At 56.1% G+C, this 24,531-nt stretch carries 22 protein-coding genes; 12 read left to right on the plus strand and 10 right to left on the minus strand.

Translation table 11 applies throughout. The annotated features are described in order from the left end of the window. Nucleotides 1–241 precede the first annotated feature (241 nt). The 3 genes from B347_RS0103955 to B347_RS0103965 are packed head-to-tail and all read left to right on the plus strand — an operon-like array spanning nucleotide 242 to nucleotide 5,054. Nucleotides 242–1,207 carry an HlyD family secretion protein gene (locus B347_RS0103955; RefSeq protein WP_019408411.1) on the plus strand — a complete coding sequence of 322 codons (966 nt, stop codon included), beginning with the start codon at nucleotides 242–244 and terminating at the stop codon, nucleotides 1,205–1,207. Then, nucleotides 1,204–3,936, plus strand: a complete 2,733-nt coding sequence (rbbA, locus tag B347_RS0103960; RefSeq protein WP_019408412.1) for a ribosome-associated ATPase/putative transporter RbbA — start codon at nucleotides 1,204–1,206, stop codon at nucleotides 3,934–3,936. The genes B347_RS0103955 and rbbA overlap by 4 nt, the downstream gene beginning before the upstream one ends. Then, nucleotides 3,936–5,054 carry an ABC transporter permease gene (locus B347_RS0103965; protein WP_019408413.1) on the plus strand — a complete coding sequence of 373 codons (1,119 nt, stop codon included), beginning with the start codon at nucleotides 3,936–3,938 and terminating at the stop codon, nucleotides 5,052–5,054. Before rbbA ends, B347_RS0103965 begins: the two co-directional genes overlap by 1 nt. Nucleotides 5,055–5,213: 159 nt before the next feature. Here B347_RS0103965 and B347_RS0103970 read toward each other — a convergent pair whose 3' ends face one another. Next, the gene (locus B347_RS0103970; protein ID WP_019408414.1) at nucleotides 5,214–5,618 is read right to left on the minus strand and encodes a flagellar basal body-associated protein FliL; all 405 of its coding nucleotides are present in this window, start codon (nucleotides 5,616–5,618) and stop codon (nucleotides 5,214–5,216) included. A gap of 101 nt (nucleotides 5,619–5,719) precedes the next feature. Continuing rightward, nucleotides 5,720–6,376, minus strand: a complete 657-nt coding sequence (locus B347_RS0103975) for a gamma-glutamylcyclotransferase (RefSeq protein WP_423812766.1) — start codon at nucleotides 6,374–6,376, stop codon at nucleotides 5,720–5,722. 218 nt (nucleotides 6,377–6,594) lie between these two features. Here B347_RS0103975 and B347_RS0103980 point away from each other — a divergent pair, with 218 nt between their 5' ends. After that, nucleotides 6,595–7,077 (plus strand): hypothetical protein, encoded by a 483-nt coding sequence (locus tag B347_RS0103980; RefSeq protein ID WP_019408416.1) that lies wholly within the window; start codon nucleotides 6,595–6,597, stop codon nucleotides 7,075–7,077. Between the two features lie 171 nt (nucleotides 7,078–7,248). Here the strand turns inward: B347_RS0103980 and B347_RS0103985 are convergent, their stop codons facing one another. The 5 genes from B347_RS0103985 to B347_RS0104005 form a co-directional block, all read right to left on the minus strand. Beyond that, nucleotides 7,249–8,217 carry a CDP-6-deoxy-delta-3,4-glucoseen reductase gene (locus tag B347_RS0103985; protein ID WP_019408417.1) on the minus strand — a complete coding sequence of 323 codons (969 nt, stop codon included), beginning with the start codon at nucleotides 8,215–8,217 and terminating at the stop codon, nucleotides 7,249–7,251. Further along, entirely contained in the window at nucleotides 8,217–9,683 is a 1,467-nt protein-coding gene (ubiD, locus tag B347_RS0103990; RefSeq protein WP_019408418.1) for a 4-hydroxy-3-polyprenylbenzoate decarboxylase, read from the minus strand. Before ubiD ends, B347_RS0103985 begins: the two co-directional genes overlap by 1 nt. Nucleotides 9,684–9,837: 154 nt before the next feature. After that, entirely contained in the window at nucleotides 9,838–11,097 is a 1,260-nt protein-coding gene (gene rho, locus B347_RS0103995) for a transcription termination factor Rho (RefSeq protein ID WP_003438291.1), read from the minus strand. A gap of 233 nt (nucleotides 11,098–11,330) precedes the next feature. Then, a complete protein-coding gene (gene trxA, locus B347_RS0104000) occupies nucleotides 11,331–11,660 on the minus strand; it encodes a thioredoxin TrxA (protein WP_003206727.1) in 330 nt (109 codons plus the stop codon). Between the two features lie 120 nt (nucleotides 11,661–11,780). Further along, on the minus strand, nucleotides 11,781–12,488 hold the full coding sequence (locus B347_RS0104005; protein ID WP_019408419.1) for a FadR/GntR family transcriptional regulator: 708 nt from the start codon (nucleotides 12,486–12,488) through the stop codon (nucleotides 11,781–11,783). A 257-nt stretch (nucleotides 12,489–12,745) separates the two neighbouring features. Here B347_RS0104005 and B347_RS0104010 point away from each other — a divergent pair, with 257 nt between their 5' ends. From B347_RS0104010 to ppx, 5 genes are all read left to right on the plus strand, one after another. Further along, nucleotides 12,746–13,531 (plus strand): transporter substrate-binding domain-containing protein, encoded by a 786-nt coding sequence (locus B347_RS0104010; RefSeq protein ID WP_019408420.1) that lies wholly within the window; start codon nucleotides 12,746–12,748, stop codon nucleotides 13,529–13,531. A 21-nt stretch (nucleotides 13,532–13,552) separates the two neighbouring features. Continuing rightward, nucleotides 13,553–14,218, plus strand: a complete 666-nt coding sequence (locus B347_RS0104015; protein ID WP_019408421.1) for an amino acid ABC transporter permease — start codon at nucleotides 13,553–13,555, stop codon at nucleotides 14,216–14,218. Next, complete coding sequence (locus B347_RS0104020) at nucleotides 14,215–14,865, plus strand: amino acid ABC transporter permease (protein WP_026013978.1); 651 nt, start codon at nucleotides 14,215–14,217, stop codon at nucleotides 14,863–14,865. The genes B347_RS0104015 and B347_RS0104020 overlap by 4 nt, the downstream gene beginning before the upstream one ends. After that, complete coding sequence (locus tag B347_RS0104025; protein WP_019408423.1) at nucleotides 14,852–15,583, plus strand: amino acid ABC transporter ATP-binding protein; 732 nt, start codon at nucleotides 14,852–14,854, stop codon at nucleotides 15,581–15,583. Before B347_RS0104020 ends, B347_RS0104025 begins: the two co-directional genes overlap by 14 nt. A gap of 254 nt (nucleotides 15,584–15,837) precedes the next feature. Continuing rightward, a complete protein-coding gene (gene ppx, locus B347_RS0104030) occupies nucleotides 15,838–17,340 on the plus strand; it encodes an exopolyphosphatase (RefSeq protein WP_019408424.1) in 1,503 nt (500 codons plus the stop codon). A gap of 121 nt (nucleotides 17,341–17,461) precedes the next feature. Here the strand turns inward: ppx and ppk1 are convergent, their stop codons facing one another. Continuing rightward, nucleotides 17,462–19,699, minus strand: a complete 2,238-nt coding sequence (gene ppk1, locus B347_RS0104035; protein ID WP_019408425.1) for a polyphosphate kinase 1 — start codon at nucleotides 19,697–19,699, stop codon at nucleotides 17,462–17,464. 351 nt (nucleotides 19,700–20,050) lie between these two features. Here ppk1 and B347_RS0104040 point away from each other — a divergent pair, with 351 nt between their 5' ends. Next, nucleotides 20,051–20,671, plus strand: coding sequence for a DedA family protein (locus B347_RS0104040; protein WP_019408426.1), 621 nt, complete (start codon nucleotides 20,051–20,053; stop codon nucleotides 20,669–20,671). A 131-nt stretch (nucleotides 20,672–20,802) separates the two neighbouring features. Continuing rightward, the gene (gene elbB, locus B347_RS0104045; protein ID WP_019408427.1) at nucleotides 20,803–21,468 is read left to right on the plus strand and encodes an isoprenoid biosynthesis glyoxalase ElbB; all 666 of its coding nucleotides are present in this window, start codon (nucleotides 20,803–20,805) and stop codon (nucleotides 21,466–21,468) included. On the opposite strand, the gene B347_RS0104050 is transcribed toward elbB, so the two are convergent. Continuing rightward, a complete protein-coding gene (locus B347_RS0104050; RefSeq protein ID WP_019408428.1) occupies nucleotides 21,469–21,921 on the minus strand; it encodes a YaiI/YqxD family protein in 453 nt (150 codons plus the stop codon). A gap of 71 nt (nucleotides 21,922–21,992) precedes the next feature. Continuing rightward, the gene (locus B347_RS0104055) at nucleotides 21,993–23,132 is read right to left on the minus strand and encodes a hypothetical protein (protein WP_026013979.1); all 1,140 of its coding nucleotides are present in this window, start codon (nucleotides 23,130–23,132) and stop codon (nucleotides 21,993–21,995) included. A 467-nt stretch (nucleotides 23,133–23,599) separates the two neighbouring features. Here B347_RS0104055 and B347_RS0104060 point away from each other — a divergent pair, with 467 nt between their 5' ends. Then, nucleotides 23,600–24,526, plus strand: a complete 927-nt coding sequence (locus B347_RS0104060; protein WP_026013980.1) for a hypothetical protein — start codon at nucleotides 23,600–23,602, stop codon at nucleotides 24,524–24,526. The last annotated feature ends 5 nt before the right edge of the window (nucleotides 24,527–24,531 follow it).

Here is a 24,531-nt window from a genome sequence, read left to right on the forward strand (position 1 = left end):
TCGTAAACGCTACATGCAAGGTTGTACTGACACACTGCAGTGCCTGGTTTTACGACTGCAATGCAGTCGGACGCAGCCTCGCAGGCTCGGCAGCTGCTACGCACTTCGCGCGCTATCAATCTATTTCATATCAAGCAACATTCTGTATTCACGTCTACGCTCTGATCTTCCTTTGACTGGCATCAAACGCCCTGAGCCTTGAAACGGTCAAACTAGAGCGCTCTGTGACCAGGATGTTGGCATGTCGAAGAATCACCGCATTTCCCATTACTTCGTTATTCCTTTGGCTATTCTACTGGTCGCAGCAGGCGGGTTCGGTTACTGGAAATCCCAGCATGACCGCCTCCCCGAAGGCATCAGCATGGGCAATGGTCGACTTGAATCAACAGAAGTCCAGATCGCCGCCAAAATTCCCGGTCGCCTCGCCGAGGTGATCGTCGACGAAGGCGATCGCGTGACCAAGGGCCAACTCTTGGCCCGCATGGACACCCGCACCCTGGAAGCCAGCCGAGCACAGGCAGAAGCCGAAGTGCAACGCGCCCGCCAAGCGATGGCTGCCAACGAGGCGAATGTACAATTGCGCCAAAGTGAAAAACTGCTGGCCAGCCAAGAGCTAAAACGTACCCGCCAACTGGCACAGCGCGGTTTCGCCAGTGGCCAGCAAGTCGATCAGCAACAAGCACAATTCGACACCAGCAATGCCGCCGTGACCGCAGCGCAAGCACAAGTGGCTGCCGCCAAAGCTGCCATCGTTTCCAGCCAGGCTCAGGTCGCGCAACTCACCAGCGAAATCGAAGACAGCAGCCTGCGGGCGCCTATCGACGGCGTCATCCAACTGCGCTTGGCCGAACCCGGCGAAGTGCTGGGTTCCGGTGGCAGGGTCTTTATGATGATCGACCCCGGCGACCAGTACATGAACCTCTACTTGCCCGCCTCAGTGGTCGGCAAACTGACGGTCGGTGCTGAGGCGCGCATCGTGCTCGACGCCCTGCCCGACACGCCACTGCCGGCAAAAATATCCTTTGTGGCTGCCAAGTCGCAGTTCACACCCAAAGAAGTTGAAACGCGTGACGAGCGGCAAAAACTGGTGTTTCGCGTCAAGTTGCGCCTGACCGACCCCGCTGCCGTGCCTCAAGCAAAGCCGGGTATGCCGGGAGCCGGTTATGTACGAACCGCCGATGTGGACTGGCCGGCTAATCTGCAATGAGCGACCTGGCGCTCAACGCCAGTGGCATCTGCCACCGGTATGGCAAACAGCAGGCGCTGATCGACATTGCGTTCAGTCTGCCTAAAGGTACGCGCTGCGGTTTGATTGGCCCGGATGGCGCTGGTAAATCAAGCCTGCTCGGGCTGATTGCCGGGGTCAAAAAACTTCAGCAAGGCACGCTTGACGTGCTCGGTGGCCCGATTGATAACCGCCACCATCGCAACACGCTGTACCCGCTGATTGCCTTTATGCCCCAAGGCCTAGGCGGCAACCTCTACCCCGAATTGTCGATCAGTGAAAACATCCGTTTTTTCGGCACCCTGTTCGGTCTGTCCAAAGCCGACTGCGAACAGCGCATGGAGCAATTGCTCAAGGCCACCGACCTGGAGCGCTTCGCGGAGCGCCCGGCGGGCAAGCTGTCGGGCGGCATGAAGCAAAAGCTCGGGCTGTGCTGTGCGCTGATCCACGAGCCAGATTTGCTGATACTCGATGAGCCCACCACCGGCGTCGACCCGCTGTCACGGCGGCGCTTCTGGGAGTTGGTGGAGGACGTTCGCAGCCAACGCCCGCAACTGACGCTGCTGGTGGCCACGGCCTACATGGAAGAGGCCGAGCAATTTGAACACTGCCTGATGCTCGACCGCGGCAAGTTGATTGCTGCTGGGTTAAGCCAGGAGCTGGCCGCCGTCACCCCTAACGGCAAGCTGGATGAAGCGTTTACCCACTATCAGGGCGACAGCGGCCACAGTAACGAGCCGCTGGTGATCCCGCCCCGCACCGGCGATAACAGCGACATTGCCATTGAAGCCCACGACCTGACCCTTAAATTTGGCGATTTCACTGCGGTGAACAAGGTCAGCTTTGCTATTGGCCGAGGCGAGATTTTTGGCTTTTTGGGCTCCAACGGCTGTGGCAAAACCACCACCATGAAGGTGCTAACCGGTTTGATGCCCGCCACCGAAGGCAGCGCAAAACTGCTGGGCAACCCGGTGAACGCCAAAGACTTGGCCACCCGCAAACGCGTGGGGTTTATGTCGCAAAGCTTCTCGCTGTATGGCGAGTTGAGCGTTCGGCAAAACCTGGTATTGCACGCGCAATTGTTTGACCTGCCCAAAGAAGAAAGCCAAACGCGCATCGAAGAACTGATCACGCGTTTTGACTTGGGTGAAGTGGCCGAGCAGCAGTCTGGCGAATTGCCGCTGGGCCTGCGCCAGCGTTTGTCATTGGCAGTGGCGGTGCTGCATCGCCCGGAAGTGCTGATTCTCGACGAACCCACCTCGGGCGTCGACCCGGCGGCTCGCGATGACTTTTGGCGACTGCTGATCGAACTCTCGCGGGACCAAGGGGTGACGATCTTTCTGTCGACCCACTTCATGAACGAAGCCCAGCGCTGCGACCGTATCTCGCTGATGCACGCGGGCAAGGTATTGGCCTGCGACACGCCCGATGCGCTGCAACAGCAGTTCAAGGGCGACACGCTAGAGGCTGCCTTCGTGACCTGTCTGGAGCAGGCGCAAAATGATCAAAGCGCTAGCCCTTCTCCTGACGCCGAGACCGTCGCCACACCGGTGGTAAACGCCCCGCCGCCGCCGAGTAAAACCGGTTTTAGTCTGTCTCGGTTGATTGCGGTGGCCAGCCGTGAATCCAAAGAGCTTTTACGCGACAAGGTACGCATGGCTTTCGCACTTTTAGGCGCGGTGTTCATGATGATTATTTTTGGCTACGGCATTTCGCTGGACGTCGAAAACCTCGCCTTTGCCGTGTACGACCAGGACCAAAGTCCGCAAAGCCGGGCCTACCTAGAAGCCTTTCGCAGTTCTCGTTACTTCGAAGAACACGCGCCCATTCAAAGCGCCGATGAATTGCACAAACGCCTGCAACGCTCCGAAATCAAAATCGCACTGGAAATACCACCAGGCTTCGGCCGTGACTTGTATGCCGGGCGTCAGCCCACCGTCGCGGCCTGGCTCGATGGCGGCATGCCGTTTCGCGCAGAGACCAGTCGCAGCTACGTGCAAGCCGTTCATCAAGCCAACCTTGTGCAGTTGAGCGCCCTCAGCAGCCTGGCTCAGAACAAACAGGCCGCCGCCAAGCTCGAAACCCGCTTTCGCTACAACCAAGACGTGATCAGCGTGAATGCCATTGGCCCCGGCGTGATGGCGCTGATTCTCGCGTTTATCCCGGCGATGCTCACAGCGTTAGGCATCGTGCGGGAAAAGGAGCTGGGGTCGATCACCAACTTCTACGCCACCCCGCTGACCCGGCTGGAATTTTTATTAGGCAAACAGGCGCCGTATCTGGCCGTAAGCCTTGTCAACCTGGCGCTGCTGGTGGCCATGAACCGCTGGCTGTTTGGCGTGCCGTTCAAAGGCAGCGGCCTTACGCTGGCGTTCGGCGGCGTGCTGTATGTGCTGTCGACCACCAGCATGGGCCTGCTGATTTCAGCATTCACCCGCACTCAGATCGCTGCGATTTTGGGCACTATGATCATCACCAGCCTGCCGACCATTCAGTTCTCTGGGCTGATCGTGCCGCGCTCCTCGCTCGAAGGTTCAGCGGCGTTGATGGGCATGCTGTTCCCCGCCGGGCACTTCCTCGACATTGCCGTGGGCACCTTCACCAAAGCGCTCGACCTGCGCCAGCTGTGGCCACAATGCCTGGCGCTGTTCGGTTTTTTCATAGCCTTCACCGGCCTGAGCCTGGTCATGCTCAAGAAGCAGGAGGTCTGATGCATAAGCTCTCGCACATCCTGCGTCTTGGCCTCAAGGAACTCACCAGCCTGCGCCATGACAGCGTGCTGCTGCTGTTTTTGCTGTATGCCTTTACGGTGGCGATTTACATGCCTGCGGCGGGCTCGATCATTGGCGTACACAACGCCAGCGTCGCCATCATTGATGAAGACCACAGCGCCCTGTCGCGCAAGCTCAGCGAGTCACTGTTGCCGCCGGAGTTTAAAACCCCGCAAGCCTTACCCTATGACCAACTGGACCAGGCATTGGACAACGGCGACTACACGTTTGTGATCAACGTGCCTGCCAACTTCCAGGCTGACCTGTTGGCAGGACGCGAACCCGCCGTGCAGGTCAACGTCGACGCCACCGCCATGAGCCAGGCCTTTATGGGGGCGGGCTATATCGGGCAGATTTTCCAACGTGAATTGCTCGACTATGCAGGGCAAAGCGGCGCTGCTGCAAAAGCGCCAGCACTGGTCAGCAGCCGAGCGTTGTTCAACCCCAACCTGGAAGGCGGCTGGTTTTTGGCGGTGATTCAGATCGTCAACAACATCACTATTTTGGCCATCGTGCTGACCGGGACTGCCCTGTTGCGCGAGCGTGAACACGGCACCCTCGACCACTTGCTGGTATTGCCGCTCACGGCGCTGGAAATCATGCTCGCGAAAATATGGAGCAACATGCTGGTGGTCGTGTTGTGCACCTGGGTGTCGCTGGAAGTCATCGTCAAATGGGCGCTCGGCGTGCCGCTGGCGGGTTCGTTGACGCTGTTTTTGATGGTCACCGCGCTGTACCTGTTTGCCAGTACGGCGCTGGGGATTTTCCTCGCGACGCTGGCCCGTTCCACGCCGCAGTTTGGTTTGCTGGCGATTCCGGTGATCATCCCGATGCTCTTGCTTTCAGGCGGCAGTACGCCGCTGGACAGCATGCCCGAGTGGCTGCAATGGGTGATGCAGTGTTCGCCCTCGACTCACTTTGTGAGCTTGAGCGCGGCGATTCTGTTTCGGGGTGCGGGGGTGGAAGTAGTGTGGCCGGATTTGCTGGCACTGACGGCCATCGGGCTGGTGTTCTTTGCGATTGCGCTAGGTCGGTTCCGCAAAAGTTTGGCGTCGTAAAACGCAGAAAAACACTTCTATAGCGCAATACTATTCACTTAAGCGATTTCTGCCTCTGTGGGAGCGGGCTTGCTCGCGATCTTTTGATCTTTAAAAGATCGCGAGGCAATCGAGCGTCGACCGGCTGCTCCAATACGTTTTGTATGGGGCTCGAATCGTTTATTGAACAATCAAGTTGTTGAACAGCAAGTCTTCCACCATCGGTTTGCCGGTCTCGTCGTTCATCACTTGCTGGACTTGTTTCAAGGCTTCTTGGCGTAGCTTTTCTTTGGCCTCGACGCTGCCCAAGCTTTCGCTGGTTTGCTGGGTAAACAAACCCACCAATTGGTTGCGGATCAACGGGTCATTGGCTTTAACGGCTTTGGCCGCTTCAGCGCCCGTCACGCGCAATGAAATATCCGCCTTGTAGACCTTGAGCTTGGCGCTGCCGTCCAGCCCGTAATTGCCCACAAACGGTGGGCTCAAGGTGATGTAGCTGACCTTCGCGGCGCCTTCTTCGGCTTCTTCGGCAACCGCCATCATTGGCATGGCAAGCGCCAGCATCAATACGATCCACGCTTTCACAATTCGCTCCTTTATCCGGTTTGGCGGCAAGCATACGGGGCTGCTCGCGCGTCTATCTACCGTTATCGGCCAACACCTCAAAAGCCGTAGGGCTGCAGGCCTTACTGGCCCAACACACAGCGTTTGAGCCGCGCTTCTAGGTTGCGGTCTGGCATGGCGTGGTTTCGCAGGGCGCTGATAGTCTGTTCGACGTAATCACGGGTGGTGCCGTAACGCCCGCTGGCGTTGGCCAATACTTGGCTGAGTACACCGTCTGGCAGGTTGCCCGCATAGCTAGGCAGATGCCGCTCCAGTACAAAACCCAATGCTTGTACTTGGCTGCCGTCTTCGAGGCGGCAGGTCAGCCAGTGTGGCCGATAGGAAGGGACGGGCATTTCACGCAGCCACAGCGCATTGAGCGCTGCTTCAAGGTTGTCTTCGGGCAGGCGATACGCAAAACCACTGCACGAACCGCCCCGATCAAGTCCAAAGACCAGACCCGGCAACTGCGGGGTGCCACGGTGCTCGTGAGACCACAAATACAGCCCGCGATGATAGCCATAAACACGACCCCGCACGCGCTCAACCGCTGAGCACTCAGGGCGCCAAATCAGCGAGCCATACGCGAACAACCAAACAGGGCCGCCTTGATGGCACGCCATAGTGGCTTGCAAGGATTGTTTGAGTTGTTCAGGGGTCAGAGGCGCCCCAAGATCGAGTCGCGGAGGATAAGACATGTTTAAACAAACAGATTCGGGAGTCGTTATCACAGAAGGCATGGAGTCCTACAGGCATTACAGGCTGCAAACTAAAAAATAACGTTAAGAAGCTTATAGCACTAATAATGAAATGACCCGCACAGCAAGACGTATGGCAGACGACTGAGTACTAATACCTAAACTCATTGTTATAACGAGCTCTGATTCAGCCTACTTACAGAAATAGGTCTGTATAGTAGCCCGCCCTACGCGCATTACCTGACAACAGAGGCCCATTAATGAAATGCTTCGGGATCTGCGGTCTGCTGTTATTGGCTCAAGCCAGCTCAGCGATGGCACAAGACACCACGCAAAACAGTAAGGATGAGGGTTTCTGGTACTTACAAACCAGTGTCTATACACGGCATTTTTCGCCCGATCCTGATCACAACAACAATCAAGACCTTATTGGCATTGAGCGCAATGATGGTTCTGGTTGGTTAGTGGGCGGCGCCACTTTCCGCAACTCTTTTCGCCAGCGCTCGTATTACGCCTACGCGGGTAAACGCTTTGAAAGCGACACTTATCCGGTGTATTTAAAGTTAACGGCGGGCCTGCTGGAAGGCTATCACGGCAAATATCAGGACAAGATCCCGCTCAACCGCTTTGGCGTGGCCCCGGTGATTATCCCTTCGGTGGGCACTCATTACGGCCCTGTAGCCGCCGAGTTGGTGTTGCTCGGGTTCAATGCCGCAATGATTACTACCGGGATACGTTTCTGAGGCGGGCTAAAACCCTGTAGTCGCTGTCGAGGCACGAAGGCTGCGTCCGATTGCGAAGCGATCGTAAACCCTGCAAACCGGGTTTAACTGACACACCGCAGTGTCTGACTCTGCGACGACTACGTCGCCGGACGTAGCCTTCGGCAACTGCTACGCGTTCATGGCCTTGCTTCAAGGCCGTGGCGCGTAGGCAAACACGTCGGCGCGCATTTGGTGCGCGTCCATGCCGGCTTCAACCAATGCGTCGAGGGTGCCATAAATCATGGCCGGCGAACCGCTGGCGTACACGTAAACGCCGCTGAGGTCGCTGATGTCTTCGCACACGGCCTCATGCAATAACCCGCAACGCCCTTCCCAGCCGCACAGGTCACTCACAACTTTATGCAGGAACAGGTTAGGAATCTGCAGCCAGGATTCCCACTCTTCCAGCGCGTAAAAATCTTCAGGACGACGTACACCCCAGTACAAATGCACGGGATTCGCAAAACCTTTAGCGCGACAGTGCTCGATCAGGCTATGCATCTGCGCCATGCCGGTGCCCGCAGCAATTAGCACCAGCGGTCCGTCCGGCAACTCAGACAAATGCGTGTCGCCAAAGGGCAGTTCAAGGCGGACCATTTTGTTGCGTTGCAGTTGTTCGATCAGGCTGCGGGCGCTGTCTTCACGCACCAACACATGCAGCTCAAGGTCACGCCCCGAGTGCGGCGCACTGGCCAGCGAGAACGCCGATTTCGCGCCGTTTTCACGCTCCAGCATCACATATTGCCCAGCGTGGTAACGCGGCACCTTACCCGCAGGGGCACGCAAGCGCACCCGCCACACATCGCCACCCAACTCGACACATTCTGTTAACTGACACGCCAGGCTACGCACCGGTAACTCTCCCAACGCAAGCACGCCATCCCACAACACCACACAGTCTTCAAGCGGCGCGGCCAGGCAGGTATAGACCTCGCCATGGTCATGTATCGCTCCCGCCTGTTCCACTTGACCTTCAACCAGCAAGGCCGCACACACATGGCAATTACCATTGCGGCAGCTTTGCGGGCATTCATAGCCCAGGCGCTGCGCCGCATCGAGAATCCGCTCGCCAGGCAAGGTTTCCAACACGGCGCCTGAAGGCTGTAAGGTTACACGCATCAATCTATTCCTAATTGATTCCAGATGTCATCGATACGGCGAGTGACCGCTTCATCCTTGACGATGACCCGACCCCATTCTCGGGTGGTCTCACCCGGCCACTTGTTGGTGGCATCAAGGCCCATTTTTGACCCAAGGCCAGAGACCGGCGAGGCAAAATCAAGATAGTCGATTGGCGTGTTATCGATCATCACCGTGTCGCGTTTGGGGTCCATGCGCGTGGTGATAGCCCAGATCACGTCGTTCCAATCGCGAGCATTAATGTCGTCGTCAGTCACGATAACGAATTTGGTGTACATGAATTGACGTAAAAACGACCACACTCCCAGCATTACGCGCTTGGCGTGTCCGGGGTACTGCTTTTTCATGGTCACGATGGCCATGCGGTACGAGCAGCCTTCGGGCGGCAGATAGAAGTCGGTGATTTCCGGGAACTGCTTTTGCAGAATCGGCACAAACACTTCGTTGAGTGCCACACCCAAAATCGCCGGTTCGTCCGGTGGACGGCCGGTGTAGGTGCTGTGATAGATCGGCTTAATCCGATGGGTGATGCGCTCAACGGTGAACACCGGGAAGCTGTCGACTTCGTTGTAGTAACCGGTGTGATCGCCATACGGCCCTTCGGGGGCCATTTCGCCGGGGTGAATCACGCCTTCCAGGATGATTTCGGCCGTGGCGGGCACTTGCAGGTCATTGCCTCGGCACTTGACCAGCTCCGTACGGTTGCCGCGCAACAGGCCCGCAAAGGCGTATTCGGACAAGCTATCGGGCACCGGGGTCACGGCACCCAAAATGGTGGCCGGGTCGGCACCCAGCGCAACCGATACTGGGAACGGTTGGCCGGGGTGCTTTTCGCACCACTCACGGTAGTCCAGCGCACCGCCACGGTGGCTCAGCCAGCGCATGATGACTTTGTTGCGGCCAATGACTTGCTGGCGATAAATGCCCAGGTTCTGGCGGTCCTTGTTGGGACCTTTGGTCACGGTCAGGCCCCAGGTAATCAGGGGCGCCACGTCACCCGGCCAGCAATGCTGAACGGGCAACAGGCCAAGGTCGACGTCGTCGCCTTCAATCACGACTTCCTGGCACACCGCGTCTTTGACGACTTTCGGGGCCATGGAAATGATTTTGCGGAAGATCGGCAGCTTGGACCACGCGTCTTTCAGGCCTTTAGGCGGCTCAGGTTCTTTGAGGAACGCCAACAGCTTGCCGATTTCACGCAGTTCGCTGACCGCCTCAGCGCCCATGCCCAAGGCCACGCGTTCGGGCGTGCCGAACAGGTTGCCAAGCACAGGAATGTCGTGACCTATCGGGTTTTCAAACAGTAAAGCCGGGCCTTTGGCGCGCAAAGTGCGGTCGCAGATTTCGGTCATTTCCAGCTTTGGAGACACCGGAACCTGGATGCGCTTGAGTTCGCCGCGCTTTTCCAGGCCGCTGATAAAGTCGCGTAAGTCGCGGTACTGCATGCTTGAGCCTCGTGTTGGCCGTGGCGTTGGGGCAACGAGTGTAGCGCCCAAGCCGCGTGTTCAGAAGGGAGAGCTGCCCAAATCAAGACCTAATCAAGAAAGGTCAGACAGCAAAAAGCCGGGTTTCCCCGGCTCTTGCTTAACTTCCGGCGATTTACTTACGCTTCATCGACAGGAAGAACTCATCGTTGGTCTTGGTCTGTTTCAGCTTATCGATCAAGAACTCGATGGCTGCGACTTCGTCCATCGGGTGCAACAGCTTGCGCAGAATCCACATGCGTTGCAACTCGTCGTCAGCGGTCAGCAACTCTTCACGGCGTGTGCCAGAGCGGTTGATGTTGATCGCAGGGAAGACGCGTTTTTCAGCGATTTTGCGGTCCAGAGGCAGTTCCATGTTGCCGGTGCCTTTGAACTCTTCGTAGATCACTTCGTCCATCTTCGAACCGGTTTCAACCAGTGCGGTGGCGATGATGGTCAGCGAACCGCCTTCTTCGATGTTTCGCGCAGCACCGAAGAAACGCTTTGGTTTCTCAAGGGCGTGAGCATCAACACCACCGGTCAATACCTTGCCAGAGCTTGGAATCACGGTGTTGTAGGCACGTGCCAGACGGGTGATGGAGTCGAGCAGGATGACCACGTCTTTCTTGTGTTCAACCAGGCGTTTGGCCTTTTCGATCACCATTTCAGCAACCTGCACGTGGCGGGTTGGTGGCTCGTCGAACGTGGAAGCAACCACTTCGCCGCGCACGGTGCGCTGCATTTCGGTTACTTCTTCTGGGCGCTCGTCGATCAACAGAACGATCAAGTGCACTTCTGGGTTGTTACGCGAAATATTCGACGCGATGTTCTGCAACATGATGGTCTTGCCCGCTTTAGGCGGAGCAACGATCAGACCGCGCTGACCTTTACCGATCGGGGCACAGAGGTCGATAACACGACCGGTCAAATCTTCGGTGGAACCGTTACCGATTTCCATCTTCATGCGTACGGTCGGGAACAGCGGGGTCAAGTTCTCGAAGAGAATCTTGTTTTTCGCGTTCTCTGGACGATCGTAATTGATCGTGTCGACTTTCAGCAGTGCGAAGTAACGCTCGCCTTCTTTTGGCGGACGGATTTTGCCGACGATGGTGTCGCCAGTACGCAAGTTGAAACGTCGAATCTGGCTAGGTGAGACGTAGATATCGTCTGGGCCGGCCAAGTAAGAGGCATCAGCAGAGCGGAGGAAGCCGAAGCCGTCCTGGAGGATCTCCAGCACGCCATCACCGGAGATTTCCTCGCCGCTTTTCGCGTGCTTTTTCAGCAGGGAGAAAATCACGTCCTGCTTGCGCGAACGGGCCATATTTTCTATGCCCATCTGTTCGGCCAATTCGAGCAGTTCGGTAATCGGCTTTTGCTTGAGTTCAGTCAGGTTCATATAGGAATGACGTAATCATTTATGGAGGGGGAAATTAAGCTTTTGGCTTAATGAGGCCGCGCCGCAGAGAAGGCGACAGGATCGCGTACTAATTCGATAAGGAGTGCGTCGGCGACGGCTTGCAGGGGGCAGTGGAGAAACCAGTGCGGGGCCGAATGTACCACTTGAGTTTCATAGCGTCTAGTCCTTGAGCCATGAAAAAGCCCCGCATTTTGCGGGGCTTTTATCAACGCTTAGATATTAGCGTCGAGGAATGCAGCCAGTTGCGACTTCGACAGCGCACCTACCTTGGTGGCTTCAACGTTGCCGTTCTTGAACAGCATCAATGTTGGAATACCACGTACGCCGTGCTTGGCAGGGGTTTCCTGATTTTCATCGATGTTCAGCTTGGCAACAGTCAGCTTGCCTTTGTATGTCTCGGCGATCTCATCCAGAACTGGCGCGATCATTTTGCAAGGGCCACACCATTCAGCCCAGTAGTCGACCAATACAGCGCCTTCAGCCTTGAGAACATCGGCCTCAAAGCTAGCGTCGCTAACGTGTTTAATAAGATCGCTGCTCATGGAAGTCTCCGTGGTTGTAAGCAAAAACGTAGCACATCATAGCCGTCATCTCAGCGTTCAGGAAGCTGACACATCATTGACTCTTACTATGGCACTGCATGAGCCTGGGTACGCGCCCGGTCAAGACGCTCCGGGTGTCACAAAAGTGATCCCGGTGCGCGAAGCCGCATGTCTAATATGCTCGCACATGGCTTTGTGCGCAGCCCCGCTGGCGTGGCGGGCTAATGCTCGAAGGATTTTTCGGTGCTCTTGCCAGGTTTCCATCGCTCGCTCGGGCCGAATAAAGGGCAACTTCTGACTTTCTAGGAATATATCAGCGCGCGTTATCAGAATATTCGCCATGGCCTGATTACCGCTGGCCCGCAAGATGATCTGATGAAACTCAAAGTCCAGATGGGCCGCCTGCACAAAATCCTCGGCCTTTAACTCGCTGCGCATGGTGTCGACATTGTCTTGCAGCACGTCCAGCTCATCGCGGGTCAGCCTCACTGCCGCCAAACCTGCCGCAAAACCCTCCAACGCGTAGCGCAGTTGAAAGATGTCTTGCGGGCAGGCGTGTGCAGCAAAGGGCCAATCAGACGCCGTGGCAATTAGCGCAGGTTCATCCATCGACTGCACGTACACGCCTTTACCCGGCTGCACACTGACTTCGCCCAGCGCACTCAATGACGATAACGCCTCACGCAAGGAGGCTCGGCTAACGCCTAGCTGCACGGCCAGATCGCGTTGCGAAGGCAGCGCGTCGCCGGGCGCAAATCCGCGTTCATCGATCAGTTTACGAATGGCCAACAGCGCCACTTCGGGTACAGCTCGCGCGCTTAAATTCATCACAAATCGGCTTGATCGGCTGAAGAAAGACGTAGTTGTAAAGCTATTGCCAGCGCTCGGCAAGTCACGCCCCATAGGGGTTCAAGCCCTGAACCCCATGCTCGATTCAGGTGCAAAAAACTTACGAACTGTTCAGACCAGTCAGACCGCCAGAAGCCTTTTAAATTCAGCCTCTGCGGCCCGTCAACGGCTGTTGGCATGGCCTGTGCTCTGTCCTATAGCAGACATCACCGTCCGCTTGTTTTCGGAGAGTTGCCATGACCCAGCGCTACAGCGCCCTGATCTGCGCCTTGTTTGCCAGCCTGATGCTGAGCCAGGCACCGGCCCACGCTAATGACCTTGATGAGGTAATGGCACGCGGCACGTTAAAGGTTGCGGTCCCGCAAGACTTCCCGCCTTTCGGCTCGGTCGGCCCCGACATGAAGCCGCGCGGCCTAGACATCGACACGGCAAAGCTGTTGGCCGACCAGCTCAAGGTCAAACTTGAGCTCACGCCCGTTAACAGCACCAACCGCGTCCCTTACCTGACCACCGGCAAAGTCGACGTGGTGATTTCCAGCCTCGGCAAAAACCCTGATCGCGAGAAAGTCATCGACTTCTCCCACGCCTATGCGCCCTTCTACCTGGGTGTGTTTGGCCCACCGGACGCAGAAATCAAGACGCTGGATGACCTCAAAGGTAAAACCATTAGCGTGACCCGTGGCGCCATCGAAGACATTGAGCTGACTAACGTGGCCCCCGCTGGCGTGACGATTAAGCGCTTCGAAGACAACAACTCGACCATTGCGGCTTATCTGGCCGGCCAAGTGGACCTGATCGCCAGCGGCAACGTGGTGATGGTGGCCATCAGCGAACGCAACCCCAAGCGCATTCCGGCCATGAAGCTAAAACTCAAGGACTCGCCGGTTTACGTGGGTGTGAACAAGGGTCAGCCCGAACTGCTGGACAAAGTGAACCAGATTCTGGCCGCTGCCAAAGCCGACGGCAACCTGGAAAAGAATGCGCTGCTATGGCTTAAAGAGCCGATGCCCGCCGACCTCTGATCACGCACAACGGGGTCAGTCATGGCTTATCAGTTCGATTTTTTACCGGTGCTGCAAAACAGTGACCTGTTGTTACGCGGCGCCCTGTTCACCCTTGAACTGACCGCCATCGGCACGCTGCTAGGCGTCAGCTTGGGGATTGTTGGCGCCGTAGTGCGGGCTTGGAACATCCGCCCTTTCGCCGCACTGTTTGGGCTGTATGTCGAGTTAATTCGCAACACGCCGTTTCTGGTGCAGTTGTTCTTTATCTTCTTCGGTCTGCCGGGCCTCGGCCTGCATATCAGTGAATGGCAAGCCTCAGTGCTGGCGATGGTGATTAACTTGGGGGCTTACTCCACCGAAATCATCCGCGCCGGGATTCAAGCCATCCCCAAAGGCCAACTGGAGGCGGCCTCTGCATTGGCCATGACCCGTTTCGAGGCGTTTCGCCACGTGGTCCTGCAGCCCGCACTGGCCAAGGTATGGCCCGCGCTGAGTAGCCAAATCATCATCGTGATGCTGGGTTCGGCAGTGTGCTCACAAATTGCCACCGAAGAACTGAGTTTCTACGCCAACTTCATCCAGTCGCGCAACTTCCGGGCCTTTGAGACCTACGCCCTGACCACCCTGATTTATCTGTGCATGGCGCTGCTGATTCGCCAATTGCTGAATGCGTTCGGCCGCCGCTACCTGAGCAGGAGCCGCTGATGGACTTTACCTTCTGGGACATCGTGCGCAATTTGCTGACGGGATTGCAGTGGACCGCTGCGCTGTCTGTCGTCGCGTTTATCGGCGGCGGCCTGATCGGTTTGCTGGTGTTGCTGATGCGCATCTCTAAAAGCCGCTTCGCCCGTACGTTGGCGCGCGGCTATATAGAGCTGTTTCAGGGCACGCCCCTGCTGATGCAGCTATTTTTGATCTTCTTTGGCGTGGCGTTGCTGGGCATCGATATTTCGCCGTGGATGGCCGCCGCTCTGGCACTCACGCTGTTTACCAGCGCTTATCTGGCCGAGATCTGGCGCGGCTGCGTCGAGTCGATTGCCAATGGCCAGTGGGAAGCCTCGGCCAGCCTGGCGATGAGCCCGCTGGAGCAAATGCGCTATGTGATTTTTCCGCAGGCTTTTCGGGTGGCCATCGCGCCCACCGTCGGGTTTTCGGTGCAAGTAATTAAAGGCACCGCCGTCACATCAATCATCGGTTTCACCGAGCTGACCAAGACCGGCAGCATGTTGGCCAACGCGACCTTTGAGCCTTTTATGGTCTACGGCCTCGTGGCGCTCGGTTACTTCCTCTTGTGCTACCCCTTGTCGCTCAGCGCGCGCTATCTGGAAAGGAGACTGCATGCCTCTGCTTAGAGTTACCGCCCTGCATAAATACTACGGCGACCATCACGTGCTTAAAGGTATCGACCTGAGTGTCGAACAAGGCCAAGTCGTTGCGATCATCGGGCGCAGCGGCTCAGGCAAAAGCACGCTGCTCAGAACCTTGAATGGTCTTGAGTCGATTAATGACGGAGTCATTGAAGTCGATAACGAATACCTGGACGCCGCCCGTGCCGACTTGCGCAGCCTGCGCCAGAAGGTCGGCATGGTGTTTCAGCAGTTCAATTTGTTTCCGCACTTGAGTGTCGGTGAAAACGTCATGCTGGCCCCGCAAGTGGTGCAAAAAGTGCCCAAGGCCAAAGCCGCACAGCTAGCGCGCGAGATGCTAGAACGCGTGGGGCTGGGCGACAAGTTCGACGCCTTCCCCGAACGTCTGTCGGGCGGGCAGCAACAGCGGGTGGCGATTGCCCGAGCGCTGGCCATGTCACCCAAAGTGCTGTTGTGTGACGAGATCACCTCGGCGCTCGACCCCGAACTGGTCAACGAAGTGCTCAACGTGGTGCGCCAGTTGGCCCGCGAAGGCATGACGCTGATTATGGTGACCCACGAAATGCGCTTCGCCCGGGAAGTCGGCGACAAGCTGGTGTTTATGCACCAAGGCAAAGTGCATGAGGTGGGCGACCCAAAAGTGCTGTTCGCCAACCCGAAAACCCCTGAGCTGGCAAATTTTATTGGTTCAGTTGAGGCTTAGATCCCGTAAGAGCGAACTTGCCTCGCGATCTTTTAAGGGGTGAGAAGATCGCGAGGCAAGCTCGCGCCTATAGTTAGCGGGCGGCTTTTACAGGATTTATGTGACGGTAATTAGGTCGCTGAAAAAAACGTGTCGACAAGAACAAGCTAACGTCATTTCTTACATGCTCCACATCAATGCATCTGACATCACGCGTTGGCGCGGGCGTTTGATCGTGGCACGATGGCGTAGTTATCGACCGAGACCCCTCTACCATGCCCCAATCCAAAAGCAAGAATCCTTCCCTGATCGCCGCTATAGATCTGGGTTCTAACAGCTTTCATATGGTGGTGGCCAAAGCCCAGAACGGCGAAATACGTATTCTTGAACGTCTTGGCGATAAAGTGCAGCTCGCTGCCGGTATCGACGAAGATCGCAAACTCAACGAAGAATCCATGCAGCGCGGGCTTGATTGCCTAAAGCGTTTTGCACAGTTGATTAAGGGCATGCCATTGGGCGCCGTACGCATCGTTGGCACCAACGCCCTGCGTGAAGCCCGCAACCGCAACGAATTTATCGTGCGCGCCGAAGAAATTCTGGGCCACACCGTTGAAGTCATTTCTGGACGTGAAGAAGCGCGCCTCATCTATCTAGGCGTGTCGCACACCCTCGCTGACACTCCGGGCAAGCGCCTGGTGGCCGACATCGGCGGCGGCAGTACTGAGTTCATCATTGGCCAACGCTTTGAGCCGCTGCTGCGCGAAAGCCTGCAAATGGGCTGCGTGAGCTTTACCCAGCGTTATTTCCGCGACGGCAAGATCACCCCCGCGCGCTATGCCCAGGCTTACACCGCTGCGCGTCTCGAAATCATGAGCATTGAGCACGCGCTGCACCGTTTGACCTGGGATGAAGCCATCGGCTCCTCGGGCACCATTCGGGCAATTGGCCTGGCCCTGAAAGCCGGTGGCCATGGCACCGGCGAAGTCAACGCCGAAGGCCTGGCTTGGCTCAAGCGCAAGCTATTTAAACTAGGCGAAGTCGACAAAATCGACTTCGAAGGCATCAAGCCTGACCGTCGCACGATCTTCCCAGCGGGCCTGGCCATTCTTGAAGCGATTTTTGACGCTCTGGAATTGAAACGCATGGATCACTGTGACGGTGCTCTGCGCGAAGGCGTGCTCTACGACCTGCTGGGCCGCCATCATCACGAAGACGTGCGCGAACGCACCCTCAGCTCGCTGATGGAGCGTTATCACGTTGATCTTGAGCAAGTGGCGCGGGTTGAACGCAAAGCTCTGCGCGCCTTTGATCAAGTGGCCAAGTCGTGGGAACTCGACGACGGTGTCTGGCGTGAACTACTGAGCTGGGCAGCCAAGGTGCATGAAGTGGGGCTGGACATTGCCCACTATCACTATCACAAGCACGGCGCCTACCTGATTGAGCACTCCGACCTCGCCGGTTTCTCACGCGAAGATCAAGAAATGCTCGCGCTGCTGGTGCGCGGTCATCGCCGTAATATTCCTAAAGACAAGTTCGCCGAATTTGGCGGTGATGGCATCAAGCTAATTCGCCTGTGCGTGCTGTTGCGCTTCTCGATTTTGTTCTACCACATCCGCGGCAACCAAGAAGCGTCGCAAGTGCAACTGCGCGCCGAGGGCGACCATCTGGAAGTGATTTTTGCCGAAGGCTGGCTGGAACAAAACCCATTGACCCAAGCCGACTTCGAGCAAGAAGCCCAATGGCTGGAGCGAGTCGGGATTGTGCTGACTATTTCTTGAGTCGCACGGCCATCAAACACCTGTGGGAGCGGGCTTGCTCGCGATTGGATCGACGCGGTCAGTTTGAAACACCGCGCCGCCTGAATCGCGAGCAAGCCCGCCCCCACAGGTTTACATAGCGTTACACCGACGGGCCGGTGCTGACAGTCAGTACAGGCAGGCTCAGGCGGTCCAGCAATGTTGCTTGGGCGCTGCGCGGGTTCTGGTTGCCGGTCGGCGTGTTACGCACGTAACGGCCGTCGGGTTGCAGGCTCCAGCTGTGCGTGTTGTCGGTCAGGTAGCATTCCAGCTCCTTCTTGACCCGCAAAATCAACTTTTTGCCCTCAATCGGGAAGCACGTCTCGACGCGTTTATCGAGGTTGCGCTCCATCCAGTCAGCACTCGACAGGAACATCTGTTCTTCGCCGCCATTGAGGAAGTAGAACACCCGCGTGTGCTCAAGGAAGCGGCCAATGATCGAGCGCACGTGGATGTTGTGCGATACGCCTGGAATGCCAGGACGCAAGCAGCACATGCCACGCACCACCAAATCAATGCGTACGCCCGACTGGCTGGCTTTGTACAGCGCGCGAATGATTTTCGGGTCGGTCAGCGAGTTGAACTTGGCAATAATGTGCGCAGGCTTGCCCTCTAACGCGAACTGCGTTTCGCGCTGAATCATGTCGAGCATGCCTTTTTTCAGGGTAAACGGCGCATGCAGAAGCTTTTTCATGCGCAGGGTTTTACCCATGCCGATCAACTGGCTGAACAGCTTGCCCACGTCTTCGCACAGTGCATCATCAGACGTCAGCAAGCTGTAGTCGGTGTACAGGCGCGCGTTACCCGCGTGGTAGTTACCTGTGCCCAAGTGCGCGTAACGCACGATTTCACCCGCCTCACGGCGCAGAATTAACATCATCTTGGCGTGGGTCTTAAAGCCCACCACGCCGTAGATCACCACTGCACCGGCCGCTTGCAAGCGACTGGCCAGTTGCAAGTTGGACTCTTCGTCAAAGCGCGCACGCAGCTCGATAACCGCCGTCACTTCTTTGCCGTTACGCGCAGCATCCACCAACGCGTCGACGATTTCTGAGTTGGCGCCGCTGCGATACAGCGTCTGGCGCACGGCCAGTACATGCGGGTCTTTGGCCGCCTGACGCAGCAAATCGACCACCGGGGTAAACGACTCAAACGGGTGCAGCAGCAAGATGTCTTGTTTGCTGACCACGCTGAAAATGTTCTCGCTGTTCTGCAACAGCTTAGGAATCGCCGGGGTGAATGGCGTGTATTGCAGCTCCGGGTGACTGTCCAGACTGGTAATGCTGAACAGACGCGTGAGGTTCACCGGACCGTTGACCTGATACAGCTCGGTCTCGTGCAGGTTGAACTGCTTAAGCAGGTAATCGGACAGGTGTTTCGGGCAGGTGTCGGCCACTTCAAGACGTACCGCATCGCCATAGCGACGCGAGAACAACTCGCCACGCAGGGCGCGGGCCAAGTCTTCTACGTCTTCAGTGTCGACCGCCAAGTCGGCGTTTCGCGTCAGGCGGAACTGGTAGCAACCCTTAACCTTCATGCCCTGGAACAGGTCATCAGCGTGTGCGTGGATCATCGACGACAGGAACACGTAGTTGTCGCCTGGGCCACCCACCTCTTCAGGCACCTTGATGACACGCGGCAACAGACGCGGAGCCGGAATGATCGCCAGCCCAGAGTCGCGGCCAAAGGCGTCAATGCCTTCAAGCTCAACGATGAAGTTCAGGCTCTTATTAACCAGCAACGGGAACGGGTGCGTCGGGTCGAGACCGATCGGGGTGATGATCGGTGCAATTTCGTCACGGAAGAATTTGCGCACCCACGCCTTGATCTTGGTGTTCCAGTAACGACGACGAATAAAGCGCACCTGATGCTTTTCAAGCTCGGGCAGCAGAATGTCGTTGAGGATCGCGTATTGGCGGTCCACGTGGCCGTGTACCAGCTCACTGATCCGGGCCAGCGCTTGGTGCGGCTGCAGGCCATCGGCACCCGCTTGCTCACGGGCGAAGGTGATTTGTTTTTTCAGGCCAGCAACACGAATTTCGAAAAACTCATCCAAGTTGCTAGAGAAAATCAGCAGGAACTTCAACCGTTCCAGTAACGGATAGGACTCATCCAGTGCTTGCTCTAGCACACGGATGTTGAATTGCAGTTGCGACAGCTCGCGATGGATATACAAGCTGCTGTCATCCAGACCAGGAACGACAATCGCTGGGTGCGCCGCCGCAGGCGCCTCAGTCGCAGCAGGTGCGTGGGCTTCCGGTACGGGCGGCGTTTCTAACGCCTCTTCCAAAACCGGTTCAGCCTCAGTAGCAACGAGTTCTGTCTGTCCTTCGGTATTCATTGAATGTTCCTGTAAGAGCGGGTTTGACTCTCGTGACCGTTAAGCGGCGCGTGCAATCAAGCTGCCAGAATGCCACCAACGCCTGCGGGTTTAAACCGCTCAGAGGCGCTTTATGCGGGCTGGAGCATGGTTAGAGGGTGATTTGTTGAATTTGTTCTGCGACGCCGTATGTGTAGCTGTGTCGCGCGCGCCCTTTATAGCAACCTGCTATGAACACTAGATGACAACGCCACTGATGTAGGTCAAATACTTACGACTTGTAAGATTTGTTAACGACAAGACACAGTTCGATACTTTCCCGAACGTCCCTTAAGGCGTAGGCTGCGCGTTCATTTCGCCAGCATCCAGACAATGCTCCAACAATTTCTTCAAGAATTTGGCTACTTCGCCCTGTTTCTAGGGACGTTCTTTGAAGGCGAAACCATCTTGGTTCTCGCAGGCTTCTTGGCGTTCCGCGGATACATGGACCTCAAACTGGTCATGATCGTGGCGTTCCTCGGCAGCTATGCCGGCGATCAGCTGTGGTACTTCCTGGGGCGCAAGCACGGCCGCAAACTGTTGGCGCGAAAGCCGCGCTGGCAACTTATGGGCGACAAGGCTTTGGAGCACATCCGCAAGCACCCCGACATCTGGGTCTTGAGTTTTCGCTTCGTTTACGGCTTGCGTACTGTCATGCCCGTGGCCATTGGTCTTTCGGGCTACCCGCCGGGCCGCTACTTGCTGCTGAACGGCATTGGTGCGGCCATTTGGGCCATCGCCCTGGCGACTGCTGCGTATCACTTTGGCGCCGTGCTTGAAGGATTGCTGGGCAGCGTCAAGAAGTACGAATTGTGGGTATTGGGTGGCTTGCTGGTCATTGGCTTAGGTCTGTGGGCGCGTCGGCGCTTCAAAAATGCCCGCCAGGCCAAACAGGCCGCGCTTGAAGAACAAAAAATCCAGGCTGGCGAGGTTAACAAGCCACCTGTTGAGTAAACCGGTTTGTGCACTCGCACACACCTTCCCCCACGGCGTTGCGATCGCAGCGCCTGCGGACAGCGGGAAACTCCCTATGGCATCCACTGCCAAATAAGGCGACATTAACGCCATAAACAAGGAGACCCACCATGACCACCAAACACGTTGCCGTTATTCTTTCCGGCTGTGGCGTCTATGACGGCACCGAAATTCACGAAAGCGTGATCACCCTGCTGCGCCTCGACCAGCGCGGCGCCAAGGTGCAATGCTTCGCGCCCGACATTGCGCAATTGCACGTCATCAACCACCTGACCGGCGAAGAAATGCCCGAGTCGCGCAATGTGCTGGTTGAGTCGGCGCGAATCGCCCGGGGTGAGGTCAAGGACATTCGCGAAGCCAAGGTCGAAGACTTTGACGCGCTGATCGTACCCGGCGGATTTGGCGCGGCAAAAAACCTGTCCAGTTTTGCCTCTGAAGGCACCGCCTGTAACGTTCAAGCGGATGTTCTGGCGTTGGCCGAAGCCTTCGCTGAGGCGGGCAAGCCGATTGGCCTGATGTGCATTTCTCCGGCCATCGCCGCCAAGATCTACGGCCCCGGCGTGACGTGCACCATCGGCAACGATCCCGACACCGCAGCCGCCGTTGAAAAAATGGGCGCCACCCACCAAGAGTGCGAAGTGTCCGAAATGGTTGAAGACAAGGCGCGCAAATTAGTCAGCACGCCTGCGTACATGCTGGCTCAGTCCATCAGCGAAGCCGCATCGGGCATCAATAAAATGGTCGATCGCGTACTCGAACTGACCCAAAAAGCCTAATCAGCGGCGTGCAAGCCGGGTCAGAATCCGGTCCAACGAATTGGCGAACGCCTGCTTATCGCGTTCGCCATACGCGCCCTGCCCGCCTCCCACTTGACCTTGCTCACGCAGGTCAGTGAATAGATTGCGCACCGCCAGCCGCTCACCCATGTTTTGCGGGTCAAACTCTTTGCCACGCGGGTCCAGCGCGGCCACTCCTTTCTTGACCAGTCGATCCGCCAGCGGCACATCGCTGCAAATCACCAACTCACCAGGCACCGCGTGCTCAACGAGATAGTCATCCGCCGCATCCGGGCCGCTGGGCACCACAATCAGTTTGACCAACGCATACGTTGGCTTGATCTGACTCTGCCCCGCCACCAAAACCACCTCAAACTGACGCTTGAGCGCGAACTTGATGACTTGATCCTTCGCGGCCTTGGGGCAAGCGTCTGCGTCGATCCAGACACGCATGGGGGTAGCTCCACATTAATTAATAAGGTGAAGGCTAGCATTTCCCGGCCAAGTCCTAGCAGCCCGCAGGCTTAACCATTGATTTTGTATCCGCCACCTTCAGCGCCTTCATGTAAAGACGACTGAATGCGTTCATAAAGCGCATTGGCTTCTAACGTGGTGATAGAGCGCGAACAATCGCGAAGCACCACCCTCAGCAAAACGTTTTCCTGACCCGACAAAAGTCCCAGCCGCTCAATCGCCTGCACGGGCAGATCCGCCATAGCCCAGCGCCCTTTAATGTGCATTTCTTCAATCCAAGCCGCGTTATCCCCCGCTGCCAGCAACATCTTCTCGGTCAGTACCTCTTCACTCAAGCCCGGTGTCACGGCCAGCGAAATATCCCGTGAAATGGAGGGCAATCGCGAAACGGTCTTCCAAGGGAGCAGATCATGCAGTTGTGCCTGGACGCGGTCATTTGGATCACGCAGCAGACGAATATCGGGGATGCCTTTGCGCAGCATGGTAAGGCGATCCAAACCCATGCCCAACGCCAAACCACCATGCTTGACAGGATCCACACCCAGTCTTTGCAACAGCGAACGAGCAATACGGCCACACTCAAGCACTTCAATGGGCTGCTTATCCAGGAGCAGGTTCACTTCAATACCACCCTCGGTGTAGTGATGCGGGCTGCTCTGATAAGTCCACGACATGCCGGGCACTGAACATTCAAGGATATCTGCGACTAATCTGAGCAAGTGCTCACGCGTTGCAAGCTGCGGATCGCCCAGTACCCAGATATCCATTTGATGAGGTTCTGCACAATGCCACCTGTCGCGGCTGTCACGCCTGAAAGTGATCCCGGGCGCCGCCAATAAAATAAGCTCTCCGGCTTTACGATTCTGCGCCGCCTGCTGCAATGCCTTTGGTATTTGGCTGGTTGTTTGAGTACGCAGGAGCGAATGCTCATCCACCCAACGTGTGTGCTCACTGCCCAGGGTGACCTCCGCAGGGTCGTAGCCAAGCAATCCATAGTTTTCTTGCGCAGACACTATTCGAGGCCCTCTTAAAACCTGTGCAACAGGCCACCCTCGCGTTTTCAACCCTTCAAGTACTTCATTTAATAAAAGACCAATAGCGTGGGCCGGGTATTTCAACTCTGTCAGGTCACTAAGCTCAAGAGCCTCATTGACCGAGCGGGCACACAAATAAGCTTTCGATGAATGCATAACCATCCCTCACTCGAGCCACGGTGAATATACGCGCAGACTTTGTAAGGTTCCGAATCTAGACCAAACATGCAGCTTCTCACAACGAAAATTAATAAAAACACCCAAGCAGCATCTAACATCAGACATGGACTACATACACTTCCTACACAAATAACCGAATAAATCCCAGAAAGCGCTCCAAACACCGAAATGATATAACCAGACCAAAATAGGACTACCCTTTATTAAAATACCGCCCTATAACATATCAACCTCCTGAAAACTCAGGAGCCCCACCCATAAGGACAATAAAAATGACTGACCTAACTATTCCAAAACCAACATTCAACCGCATAACTTCTGGCCCGGATAATTTTGGCTGGGCGCCCCTTGTATGGGCTTACCAGCCAGATTAGTCACCGATAAACCAATGCCTATGTGAGTGCCTGAAATCCCACCAGCGGGCACTCACTTTTTCAGAGGATATGCGTGTGCCCAAAAAAATTGCGCCTCTAGACTTTAAGGACACTTGGGTTGTTTCTGACAATGACGATTTTCTTCAACAATGCACCGCTGCAGGCTTTAACACACAATCACTCAACCAAATCGAAAACCTCCCGGCCTGCAGTGTTGTGTTCTCATTTTGTAATGATGCAGCACGAAAAACATTCGACATAGCAAAGCATGCCTCAAATAAACAAAGCGTATTTTGCGCGACTCATGTTTTCGAACCATCAGTCAAAAGTGCACTTTATGGTTTATCACTCATCATGAAGAGCGATTTTTACGCTGCACTCCACAAGCAAAAACTCATTTTGGCTTTGCTGGATGCCCACACGCGGTTCGACATAAAGGGCCAACACTCAAACGCCAGCGTCGTGATTTCAGAAGATGCCACGCCCTACGCCATGATTGAAGAAGATATAAGCAGCAACTTCATTTATTCAGCCGCTGAATTTTTCGAAGTTCATTACGCCCATATGAATGCTCAGATTGCCTGTCCCTTTCAGTTCAGTGGACACTTAGCTATTTCAGGCATTCTTACTGTTCTCAGAAATAACCCACTCTTACCCGATAACGATTTAAAGCGAGCACTGGAACAATTAACGCTAGACGTGGCGCAACACACTGCACTATTGATTACAGAACAAAACATCATTACCTCGTTCAAAGTTAATCACATTGAGTACAGCACTTTACTTAAACACGCGGCAGGCTCTAGAGGGTTGAAACTGACAGAGTTTGCAGTCGGGGTTAATGACGCCATCGCCCCTTTTATTGATTACTCGATTAATTCCCAAATGAACGAGGGGATTAGCGGAATACATGTTGCTCTGGGTGATGGATCGTCGGGCTATCACATCGATTTTCTATGCCCCGGTGCGGTGTTCAGCCCTACGCCACCCCTGTAGTCGCT

Source organism: Pseudomonas psychrophila HA-4 (assembly GCF_000282975.1).
Classification (GTDB): Bacteria; Pseudomonadota; Gammaproteobacteria; order Pseudomonadales; family Pseudomonadaceae; genus Aquipseudomonas; species Aquipseudomonas psychrophila_A.

Bases quoted from the DNA above. Each gene is read 5' to 3' on its own strand.
- B347_RS0103955 (WP_019408411.1), top strand. From the start codon at position 242: ATGTCGAAGAATCACCGCATTTCCCATTACTTCGTTATTCCTTTGGCT.
- rbbA (WP_019408412.1), top strand. From the start codon at position 1,204: ATGAGCGACCTGGCGCTCAACGCCAGTGGCATCTGCCACCGGTATGGC.
- B347_RS0103965 (WP_019408413.1), top strand. From the start codon at position 3,936: ATGCATAAGCTCTCGCACATCCTGCGTCTTGGCCTCAAGGAACTCACC.
- B347_RS0103975 (WP_423812766.1), bottom strand. From the start codon at position 6,376: ATGCCTTCTGTGATAACGACTCCCGAATCTGTTTGTTTAAACATGTCT.
- B347_RS0103980 (WP_019408416.1), top strand. From the start codon at position 6,595: ATGAAATGCTTCGGGATCTGCGGTCTGCTGTTATTGGCTCAAGCCAGC.
- B347_RS0103985 (WP_019408417.1), bottom strand. From the start codon at position 8,217: ATGCGTGTAACCTTACAGCCTTCAGGCGCCGTGTTGGAAACCTTGCCT.
- ubiD (WP_019408418.1), bottom strand. From the start codon at position 9,683: ATGCAGTACCGCGACTTACGCGACTTTATCAGCGGCCTGGAAAAGCGC.
- rho (WP_003438291.1), bottom strand. From the start codon at position 11,097: ATGAACCTGACTGAACTCAAGCAAAAGCCGATTACCGAACTGCTCGAA.
- trxA (WP_003206727.1), bottom strand. From the start codon at position 11,660: ATGAGCAGCGATCTTATTAAACACGTTAGCGACGCTAGCTTTGAGGCC.
- B347_RS0104005 (WP_019408419.1), bottom strand. From the start codon at position 12,488: ATGAATTTAAGCGCGCGAGCTGTACCCGAAGTGGCGCTGTTGGCCATT.
- B347_RS0104010 (WP_019408420.1), top strand. From the start codon at position 12,746: ATGACCCAGCGCTACAGCGCCCTGATCTGCGCCTTGTTTGCCAGCCTG.
- B347_RS0104015 (WP_019408421.1), top strand. From the start codon at position 13,553: ATGGCTTATCAGTTCGATTTTTTACCGGTGCTGCAAAACAGTGACCTG.
- B347_RS0104025 (WP_019408423.1), top strand. From the start codon at position 14,852: ATGCCTCTGCTTAGAGTTACCGCCCTGCATAAATACTACGGCGACCAT.
- ppx (WP_019408424.1), top strand. From the start codon at position 15,838: ATGCCCCAATCCAAAAGCAAGAATCCTTCCCTGATCGCCGCTATAGAT.
- ppk1 (WP_019408425.1), bottom strand. From the start codon at position 19,699: ATGAATACCGAAGGACAGACAGAACTCGTTGCTACTGAGGCTGAACCG.
- B347_RS0104040 (WP_019408426.1), top strand. From the start codon at position 20,051: ATGCTCCAACAATTTCTTCAAGAATTTGGCTACTTCGCCCTGTTTCTA.
- elbB (WP_019408427.1), top strand. From the start codon at position 20,803: ATGACCACCAAACACGTTGCCGTTATTCTTTCCGGCTGTGGCGTCTAT.
- B347_RS0104050 (WP_019408428.1), bottom strand. From the start codon at position 21,921: ATGCGTGTCTGGATCGACGCAGACGCTTGCCCCAAGGCCGCGAAGGAT.
- B347_RS0104055 (WP_026013979.1), bottom strand. From the start codon at position 23,132: ATGCATTCATCGAAAGCTTATTTGTGTGCCCGCTCGGTCAATGAGGCT.
- B347_RS0104060 (WP_026013980.1), top strand. From the start codon at position 23,600: ATGCGTGTGCCCAAAAAAATTGCGCCTCTAGACTTTAAGGACACTTGG.